Raw genomic sequence first — 8,766 nt, 5'->3', positions numbered from 1 at the left:
GGGGTGATCCAGGGAACGCCGACGTCTCACTTCGCTGGAGCACCCCTCATCCGTCGCCTTCGGCGACACCTTCTCCCACAAGGGGGGAAGGGGGGGCCTGGCGGCGCTGCGCCGCACCGGTGGAAAGACAACAAGGACTATTTGATGGACATTGTTGACGAAGCAAAACCGAAGGACGATGCCGACGTGCGTGTCGGCCGGCGCGTGCGGGCGCTGAGGCTCGAGCGCAAGCTGTCGCTGGCCGAGCTCGCCGCCAAGGCCGGCATATCGATCGGCGCGCTCAGCCAGATCGAGCGCGGCATGTCCTCCCTGCGCGTCAAGGTGATCTGGCCGCTGGCCGCCGCCCTCGACATCGAGCCCTCGGCCCTGATCGCCGACGGCGATGAAGCGGTCAACGACCTCTATTGCGTGCGCGCCGACAAGCGGCGCGCAATCCCGGTCAAGTCCGAGGGCATCGCCAAGGCGCTGCTCTCGCCGCCCGCCGCCACACTCACCGGAATGCTGGTGACGGTCGAGGCCGGCGGCGGCACCGCCGAAGCTTATGCCCATGCCGGCCACGAATTCGGCTTCGTGATGACGGGCGAGGTCGAGCTGGTGGTTGACGCCACGGCCTATGTGCTGAAGGCCGGCGACAGCTTTGGCTTCAAGAGCACGCTGCTGCATGCCTTCCGCAATCCGGGCGCCGAGCGCTGCCAGATCCTGTGGGTCAACACGACAAAACCCTCCGAGGTGCGCGATGGCGCCTGACGCGCTCGTTCGTCTAGAGAACGTCTCGAAGGTCTTCCCGGGCGGCGTGGTCGGGCTCGATGCGGTCGATCTCGACATTGCGGCGGGCGAGTTCCTGACCCTGCTCGGCCCCTCAGGCTGCGGCAAGACGACGAGCCTGCGCGTCATCGCCGGCTTCGAGAGCCCGACCAGCGGCAACGTGCTGCTCGAAGGCGGTGACATCACCGGTCTGAGGCCCTTCGACCGTCCGGTCAACACCGTCTTTCAGGACTATGCGCTGTTCCCGCATATGGACGTCGCGGCGAATGTCGGCTTCGGCCTCTCGCTGCGCAAACTGTCCGGCACCGAGCAGGCCAAGCGCGTCGGTCAGGCGCTTGACATGGTCGGCCTAGCCGACAAGCTGCGCGCCCGCATCTCCGAACTGTCGGGCGGTCAGCGCCAGCGCGTCGCGCTTGCCCGCGCCATCGTCTGCGAGCCGCGTGTGCTCTTGCTCGACGAGCCGCTGTCGGCGCTCGACGCGCATCTGCGTGAGCAGATGCAGGTCGAGCTCAAGCGACTGCAGTCCCGGCTCGGCACCACCTTCGTCATGGTCACGCACGACCAGACCGAGGCGCTGTCGATTTCCGACCGCATCGTCGTCATGAACAAAGGCCGCATCGAGCAGATCGCGCCGCCCGCGACGCTTTACGACCGTCCGGCGACGCGGTTCGTCGCCTCCTTCATCGGCACCATGAATCTTCTGCAGTCACGCTTTGTCGGGCGCGACGGCGAGCGGCTGCGCTTTACCGCCGGCGAGCTGCCGCTGGTGGCCATACCGGAGACCGGCGAGATACCGGCTGTTGGCGACGCACGCACCATCGGCGTTCGTCCGGAGGATCTTGTGGCGGCCAGCGAGGCCGCCGAAGGCACCGCGCCGGCGCGGGTGAGTGGCATCGTCTTCCACGGTCGCACGTTGCGCCTTCACGCCGAACTGGGGCAGGGGACTGCAATTGTCATCGATGCTCCACGCCGCGCCGACGGTTTTCGATTCAGCATCGGCGACGTAGCGCACGTCAGCCTGCGGCGTGGCGCCAACTGCCCTGTGCTCTCGAACTGATCGCCGGCCTCACGAAGCCTTGGCGAAAAAGCCCTGATAATCGGACTTGGCCTGCAGCAGGCGCAGGATGTTCTCGCGCGAGCCGCGCACATGCGCGCGAGCGCGCTCGCCGGCCAAAGCGACATCACCGGCGCAGATCGCGTCGACGATGCCCGTATGCTCCTCGCGGGTGAGCTTCCACTCGTCCAGCCACAGAAGCTCGGTCCACACATATTGCTGGCATTTGTCGAGGATGCCGCAAAGCATGCCGTGCAGCATCTCGTTGCCGCTGATCTCGGCGATCACCCGGTGCAGATCGATGCCGACCTGCAGCTCCTCAAATTTCTCTCGTGTGCTGCGGTCGGGGATTGCCGCCAGCCGTTCGCATTCGGCGAGCATGTCGCGCAGCCGCGCCTTGTCGGCGGCGGTCGCGTTCGCCGCCGCCAGCTCGGTCGCGCGCCCGTCGAGCAGCTCGCGAATGTCGAAGGCCTCGCGGAACATGGTCAGGTTGAACTCGGCAACGATATAGCCCTGGCGCGGACGTCCGATCACCAGGCCGTCGCGCTCGAGACGGTTGAAGGCTTCGCGCACCGGCGTGCGGCTCACCTTCAGGCGCTCGGCGATCTCGTTCTCGGTCACGCGGCCGCCTGGCGGGATCTGGCCGGTGATGATCAACGCCTTCAGCTTCTCGAACACCGAATCGCGCAGCGTGTTCTTTCTCTCCTTGCTCAAGCGTCCCGCCTCCAACGGTCAGTCACGGATTCGCAGTCTAGTGCCTTTTGGCTCCTGCTTGAAACAGGGCCGTGTCAAACGCTCCCGACCCGAAGCCTCAACTCATCGCCGCCCAAAATACGCTCGGCACATGTTGACATCGGCTTCCGGAGAATTACACTCAAAATTGTATACAAATTCGCATACCAAATCAACGATAATGGGAACACCGGTTGGAGAAGCGAAAATGACGAAGAGACTTTGCATTCACGGTCTGGCCGTAGCCGGCCTGCTGGCCTCGGCCGCCGTTCCGGCCTCGGCCGCCGACACCATCACCGTCGCCTCATGGGGCGGCACCTATCAGGAGGCACAGACCAAGGCCTTCTTCGATCCGACGGCCAAGGAGCTCGGCATCACCATCAAGCAGGACACCACCAACGGCCTCGACGACGTGCGCCTGCAGGTCACCGGCAATGCGGTGAAATGGGACATCACCGAGCTTGGCGCCGACGAATGCGCGCGCGGTTCCAAGGAGGGCCTGTTCGAAAAGCTCGACTACAACGTCATCGACAAGAGCGGCATCAACCCGAAGCTCGTCCATGACGACTGGGTTGGCATCTCTTACACGTCCGTCGTGCTGATCTACCGAACCGATGTTTTCGGCGACAAGGGACCGAAGACCTGGGCCGATTTCTGGGACGTGGAAAAATTCCCGGGCCGGCGGGCGCTCTCCGGCAGCCAGGCGACGGAGACACTGAGCGTCGCGGCGCTCGCCAAAGGCACTCCGATCGACAAGGTCTATCCGGTCGACATCGACGGCGCGCTGCAATCCGTCGACAAGGTCAAGGGTCACATCGACGCTTGGTGGACCTCGGGCGCGCAGGCCATGCAACTCGTCAAGGACGGTGAGGTCGATATGGCGAGCATCTGGAACGGCCGCGCCGGCACCCTGAGGAAGGAAGGCGCACCTGTCAGCTTCTCCTTCGACCAGGGTGTGCTTACCGCCGACTGCATGGTCATCCCGAAGGGCTCGAAGAACAAGGACCTCGCGATGAAAGCGCTGGCCAAGTTCGTCAGCCCCGACCTCCAGGCCAATCTGCCGCTCTATGTCGACAACGGCCCGGCCAACGAGAAGGCCTTCGAGACCGGCAAGATCCCGCAGGAGCGCATCAAGGACATCAACTCCGCGCCCGACAACGTCAAGAAGCAGGTGCTTCAGGATCCCGAGTTCTGGCGCGACAACCTCGTCGAGGCGACGGAGAAGTTCAACAACCTGATCCAGCAATAACGACTGCGCGGCGGAGCGGCGCGACGAGGCGCTGCTCCGCCGCGCTATCAATGATCCGGAGTTGAAGGAGATGCTCTTGTCTCTTGCGCCGACAGCGCTTCCCATCGGCATCCACGGTATCGAGAAGCGCTTCGGCGCGCTCTCCATCCTGAGCGATCTCAGCCTCGATGTCGCGGCCGGTGAATTCCTGACGCTGCTCGGTCCGTCGGGGTCGGGAAAGACCACGCTGCTGATGATCCTGGCCGGCTTTGTGCGGGCCAATGCCGGCTCGATCACGGTCGGCGGCGAGGAGATCATCACCATGCCGCCACACAAGCGCAACATCGGCATGGTGTTCCAGAACTATGCGCTGTTCCCGCATATGAACGTCTTCCACAACATCGCCTTTCCGCTGAAGCAGCGGCGCGTATCGGCGGCGGAAACGGCCGAGCGTGTCGAGCGGGCGCTGGACCTGGTGCAGCTGAAAGGTCTCGGCGAGCGCCGCGTCGACCAGCTTTCGGGCGGCCAGCGCCAGCGCGTGGCTTTGGCCCGCGCCATCGTCTTCGAGCCGCGCATCGTGCTGATGGACGAGCCGCTGTCGGCGCTCGACAAAGGCTTACGCGAGCACATGCAGATCGAATTGCGCAACCTGCATCGGCGGCTCGGCATGACGACGGTCTACGTCACGCATGACCAGCGCGAGGCGATCACCATGTCCGATCGCATCGCGGTCATGAATGCCGGACGCATCGAGCAGATCGACCAGCCCGAGGTGCTCTACGCCCGGCCTAAGACGAAGTTCGTCGCCGGCTTCATCGGCGAATCCAATTTCATCCCGGTCGAATGCCGCAACGGCAGCGTCTGGTATGAGGATCGGAAGCTGCGCATGAATGACCCGGCGCCGTCCGCCGGTCGGCGCTTGATGGTGGTGCGGCCGGAGAAATTGCGGCTGCTCGCCGACGCGGATCAGGCACGTCCCGTCAACGCGCTGCCGGCAACGGTCGGCGATGTCATCTATCAGGGCGACAGCTTCATCTGCTATGCGACGCTTCGCGACGGCCGCCAGGTGACGCTGCGCGACTATTGTCGCAGCGACGTGCTGGCGAAGCTGCCGGCGCCGGGCGAGCCGATCGCGCTCGGCATCGATGCCCAGGACGTCGTGCTGGTGTCGGATCAATGAGCGTCGGGTCCGCCAGTCTTGGTCACGCCGTCGGGCAGGACGGGGAACTCAACGCCTGGGCATTGCGCTCGGATGCCAGGCGCCAGGCGCTGGGGCTTCTGGCGCTGCTGTCGCCCGGGCTGTTCCTGGTATTCGCCGTCATCATCGTACCGATCGGCTGGCTGTTCTGGTTGTCGTTGTTCGACGAGAGCGGCCAGCTCAGCCTCGCCAATTACGCGCGCTTCTTCGAGCAGGCGTCCTACATCAAGACCTTCGCGACCACCTTCAAGGTTGCCTTTGTTGTCACCGGCGCCTGCGTGCTGTTCGGCTACCCGCTGGCCTATATGCTGTCGCAACTGCCGCGCCGCGCCGCCTCGATCTGCCTGATCTTCGTCATCCTGCCGTTCTGGACCTCGGTGCTGGTGCGCACCTATGCCTGGCTGGTCATCCTGCAGCGCAAGGGGCTGATCAACAATTGGCTGATCGATCTCGGCGTGATCGCCCAGCCGCTGCCGCTCGCCAACAATTTTGCCGGCGTCGTCATCGGCATGACCCACATCATGCTGCCCTTCCTGGTGCTACCGCTCTATGCTTCGATGAAGACCATCGATGTCGACTGCCTGCGCGCCGGCATGAATCTCGGCGCCAGCCCCGCCGCCACCTTCCGGCAGATCTTTTTCCCGCTGTCGCTGCCGGGCCTCGCCTCCGGCGTGGTCATCGTCTTCGTGCTTTGCCTCGGCTTTTTCGTCACGCCGGCGCTGATGGGCGGCGGCAAGGTCATCATGTGGGCGATGCGCATGGAGCAGGCGACCAGCCTCTACTCGAACTGGGGCGCGGGAGCTGCGCTCGGCGTCGTGCTGCTTGCCGTCACGCTGGCGCTGCTCGGCTTCTTCCAGTGGCTGCTCGGCGCGCGCGCCACCGGCGTTTGGAGCCAGCGATGAGCGCCGAAAGCAGCCTGCCTATAACGCATTGGCAACGCCTCTGGCTCTATCTGCTGGGCGGCCTCGTCATGCTGTTTTTGATCGCGCCCTCGGTGATTATTGTCATCATGTCCTTCTCCGGCTCGACGCTGCTGCAGTTCCCGCCCGAGCAATGGTCGCTGCGCTGGTATGAGAGCTATTTCGGTTCCGTCGAATGGCGCGACGCCACCATCGTCTCGGTGAAGGTGGCGGTGATGACCGCGATCGTGGCGACGCCGCTCGGCACCGCAGCTGCCTATGCCATCAACGCCGGCACGCTCAGGCTGACCGGCGCCATCAATGCGCTGCTCACGGCGTCGCTGATCATTCCGGTCATCCTGATCGGCATCGGCACTTTCTTTCTCTATGCCCGCATTGGCCTCAACAACACGCTGACCGGCCTCGTCATCGCCCACACCGTCCAGGCGTTGCCGCTGGTCGTGCTCACCGTCCTGTCGAGGCTGCGCTCTTACGACATGAACCAGGAGATGGTGGCGCGCAGCCTTGGCGCCGGCCGCTTCGCGGCCTTTTTCCAGGTGACCATGCCGCAGTTGCGCTTCTCGATCGTCTCGGGCGCGCTCTTTGCCTTCATCACCTCCTTCGACGAGGTGGTGGTGTCGCTCTTCATCTCGGGCGGTGAGACCACGACGCTGACGCGCCGCATGTTCAATGCATTGCGCGACCAGATCGATCCGACGATTGCCGCCATTTCGACTTGCCTGATCGTGCTATCGATCGTCTTGTTGTCCGCCGCCCAGCTTTTCGGCCGCGGACGTTGAGAATACAGGGATACCTCGAACAGAATGCGTGATTTCCAGTTTCCAGGCCGCTCGCCGGTCCGCGCCACCGAAGCCATGGCCGCGACCTCGCATCCGCTCGCCACACTTGCCGCCATCGACATGTTGCGGTCCGGCGGCAACGCCATGGATGCGGCCGTCTGCGCCGCGGCCGTGCAGGCGGTTGTCGAGCCGCAATCGACCGGTATCGGCGGCGACTGCTTCGTGCTCTACTGCCCGAAGGGAGAAGGCAATGTGATCGCCTTCAACGGCTCCGGCCGCGCGCCCCAGGCCGCTACGGTCGACTGGTATCTGGAGAGAGGTTTCAGCGAGCTGCCGAAGCAGGGCGCGCACGCGGTCACCATTCCCGGCGCTGTCGACGCCTGGTGTCGGCTGTTGGAAGACCATGGCCGAAAGGGCATAGCCGAAGCGCTCGCTCCCGCCATCCATTACGCCGAACAAGGCTACGTCGTACACGACCGCGTCGCCTCCGACTGGGAGGATCCGGAAACCGACCTGTCGGCCGACGAAGTGGCGGCGCGCATTTTCCTCCCGGGCGGCAAGCCGCCAAAGCCCGGTGATGTGCATCGCCAGCCGGAACTGGCGGAAACGCTGCGCATCATCGCTAAGCGCGGCCGCGCCGGTTTCTACGAAGGCGCTGTTGCGGAAGACATCGTCGGTCGGCTTCGCCAACTCGGCGGCCTTCATACGCTGGACGATTTCGCCGCGACGAAAGGCGACTACAAGACGCCGGTCAGCACCTCCTATCGCGGTCATGACATCCACCAGATGCCGCCGAACAATCAGGGCCTGACCGCGCTATTGATGCTGAACGTGCTCTCAGGCTTCGATCTCGGCGCGCTTGAACCGAATGGCGCAGAGCGCCTGCATCTGGAGATCGAGGCCGGCCGGCTGGCATATCGAGACCGCGACAATCTGCTCGCGGATCAGGATCACGTTGCGGTGCCGGTGAAGGAACTCCTCTCCATCGCCTATGCCGACCGGCTGCGCGCCGAGATCGACCGGGAACGCGCCATGACGCATTTGCCGCGCGTCGATTTGCCGGGCAGCGACACGGTCTACATCACCGTCGTCGACCGCGACCGGAACGCGGTGAGCTTCATCAACTCGACCTATTATTCCTTCGGCAGCGGCGTCGTCGGTCCGAAGACCGGCGTCGTGCTGCAGAACCGCGGCACTTCGTTCCGGCTCGATCCGAAGCATCCGAACGCAATAGCGCCGGGCAAGCGGCCGATGCACACGATCATGCCGGGCATGATGGTGAGGGACGGCCGTGCCGTGATGCCCTTCGGCGTCATGGGCGGCGGCTATCAGCCCTTCGGCCATGTCCATCTTTTGACCAACATGATCGACTTCGGCATGGATCCGCAGCAGGCCTTGGATGCGCCGCGCGTCTTTTACAATCACGACGTCGTGGAAGCCGAGCGAAGCGTGCGTCCCGATACGGTCGAAGGCCTGCGCCGCCGCGGCCATCGTGTTGTCGAGCCAGACCATCCGCTCGGCGGCGGGCAGGCGGTGCTCATCGATTGGGAAAAAGGCACGCTGACCGGCGCCTCCGATCCGCGCAAGGACGGCTTGGCGCTCGGATACTGAGCAGCCCTCTGCTGGACATCGGCCGATCGTTCGAAACATAGTCTGGAACCATGACAACAAGCGAAAACCCCTTTGATCTTGCTCATCGCCTCGCGCCCGGCGCCGAAGATGCGCCAGCCATCGCCGCGCCCGACCGAACAGTCCTCTCGCATGGGGGGCTGCGGCGTCTGATCCAAGAGACCGTGACTCGGCTCAACACGCTCGGCATCGGCCGTGGCGACCGCGTTGCCATCGTGCTGCCGAACGGCCCGGAGATGGCAACGGCCTTCATCGCGGTCGCCGCCGCCGCGTCCACCGCGCCGCTCAATCCGGCCTACCGGACCGACGAGCTCGATTTCTATCTGAGGGACATCGGCGTCAAGGCGATCCTTGTCGGCAAGGACGAGCAAGGACCGTCGGTCGAAGTTGCCGAACGCCTCGCCATTCCTGTGCTGCGGCTGGTGGTGCCTGAAGGCGCGCCGGCCGGCCTCTTCACCATC

The 8,766-nt window shown here is 64.6% G+C and carries 9 protein-coding genes; 8 read left to right on the top strand and 1 reads right to left on the bottom strand.

From position 1 onward, the window contains the following. Positions 1-144 precede the first annotated feature (144 nt). Positions 145-747 carry a cupin domain-containing protein gene (locus EOA75_RS23925; protein WP_066988889.1) on the top strand — a complete coding sequence of 201 codons (603 nt, stop codon included), beginning with the start codon at positions 145-147 and terminating at the stop codon, positions 745-747. After that, entirely contained in the window at positions 737-1,822 is a 1,086-nt protein-coding gene (locus EOA75_RS23920; protein WP_127325329.1) for an ABC transporter ATP-binding protein, read from the top strand. Before EOA75_RS23925 ends, EOA75_RS23920 begins: the two co-directional genes overlap by 11 nt. A 9-nt stretch (positions 1,823-1,831) precedes the next feature. On the opposite strand, the gene EOA75_RS23915 is transcribed toward EOA75_RS23920, so the two are convergent. Next, positions 1,832-2,533 (bottom strand): GntR family transcriptional regulator, encoded by a 702-nt coding sequence (locus EOA75_RS23915; protein ID WP_066988885.1) that lies wholly within the window; start codon positions 2,531-2,533, stop codon positions 1,832-1,834. A 226-nt stretch (positions 2,534-2,759) separates the two neighbouring features. On the opposite strand from EOA75_RS23915, the gene EOA75_RS23910 reads away from it, so the two are divergent. From EOA75_RS23910 to EOA75_RS23885, 6 genes are all read left to right on the top strand, one after another. Further along, on the top strand, positions 2,760-3,800 hold the full coding sequence (locus EOA75_RS23910) for an ABC transporter substrate-binding protein (RefSeq protein ID WP_067327790.1): 1,041 nt from the start codon (positions 2,760-2,762) through the stop codon (positions 3,798-3,800). Positions 3,801-3,876: 76 nt separating this feature from the next. Beyond that, the gene (locus EOA75_RS23905) at positions 3,877-4,959 is read left to right on the top strand and encodes an ABC transporter ATP-binding protein (protein WP_127325330.1); all 1,083 of its coding nucleotides are present in this window, start codon (positions 3,877-3,879) and stop codon (positions 4,957-4,959) included. Beyond that, positions 4,956-5,879 (top strand): ABC transporter permease, encoded by a 924-nt coding sequence (locus tag EOA75_RS23900; protein WP_067327791.1) that lies wholly within the window; start codon positions 4,956-4,958, stop codon positions 5,877-5,879. The genes EOA75_RS23905 and EOA75_RS23900 overlap by 4 nt, the downstream gene beginning before the upstream one ends. Beyond that, on the top strand, positions 5,876-6,676 hold the full coding sequence (locus EOA75_RS23895) for an ABC transporter permease (protein WP_127325328.1): 801 nt from the start codon (positions 5,876-5,878) through the stop codon (positions 6,674-6,676). The genes EOA75_RS23900 and EOA75_RS23895 overlap by 4 nt, the downstream gene beginning before the upstream one ends. A gap of 24 nt (positions 6,677-6,700) precedes the next feature. Continuing rightward, positions 6,701-8,287: a gamma-glutamyltransferase gene (gene ggt, locus EOA75_RS23890; protein ID WP_127325327.1), complete on the top strand. Its 1,587-nt coding sequence runs from the start codon at positions 6,701-6,703 to the stop codon at positions 8,285-8,287. Between the two features lie 50 nt (positions 8,288-8,337). Continuing rightward, on the top strand, positions 8,338-8,766 hold a 429-nt coding region (locus tag EOA75_RS23885; protein WP_164747525.1), incomplete at its 3' end, for an AMP-binding protein.

This window comes from Mesorhizobium sp. M1A.F.Ca.IN.022.07.1.1, from assembly GCF_003997575.1.
Classification (GTDB): Bacteria; Pseudomonadota; Alphaproteobacteria; order Rhizobiales; family Rhizobiaceae; genus Mesorhizobium.
The sequence above is the reverse complement of the archived record's forward strand: the minus strand, read 5'-3'. Positions and strand labels throughout refer to the sequence as shown.

Coding starts and splice junctions, on each gene's coding strand:
- EOA75_RS23925 (WP_066988889.1), top strand. CDS start 145: ATGGACATTGTTGACGAAGCAAAACCGAAGGACGATGCCGACGTGCGT.
- EOA75_RS23920 (WP_127325329.1), top strand. CDS start 737: ATGGCGCCTGACGCGCTCGTTCGTCTAGAGAACGTCTCGAAGGTCTTC.
- EOA75_RS23910 (WP_067327790.1), top strand. CDS start 2,760: ATGACGAAGAGACTTTGCATTCACGGTCTGGCCGTAGCCGGCCTGCTG.
- EOA75_RS23900 (WP_067327791.1), top strand. CDS start 4,956: ATGAGCGTCGGGTCCGCCAGTCTTGGTCACGCCGTCGGGCAGGACGGG.
- EOA75_RS23895 (WP_127325328.1), top strand. CDS start 5,876: ATGAGCGCCGAAAGCAGCCTGCCTATAACGCATTGGCAACGCCTCTGG.
- ggt (WP_127325327.1), top strand. CDS start 6,701: ATGCGTGATTTCCAGTTTCCAGGCCGCTCGCCGGTCCGCGCCACCGAA.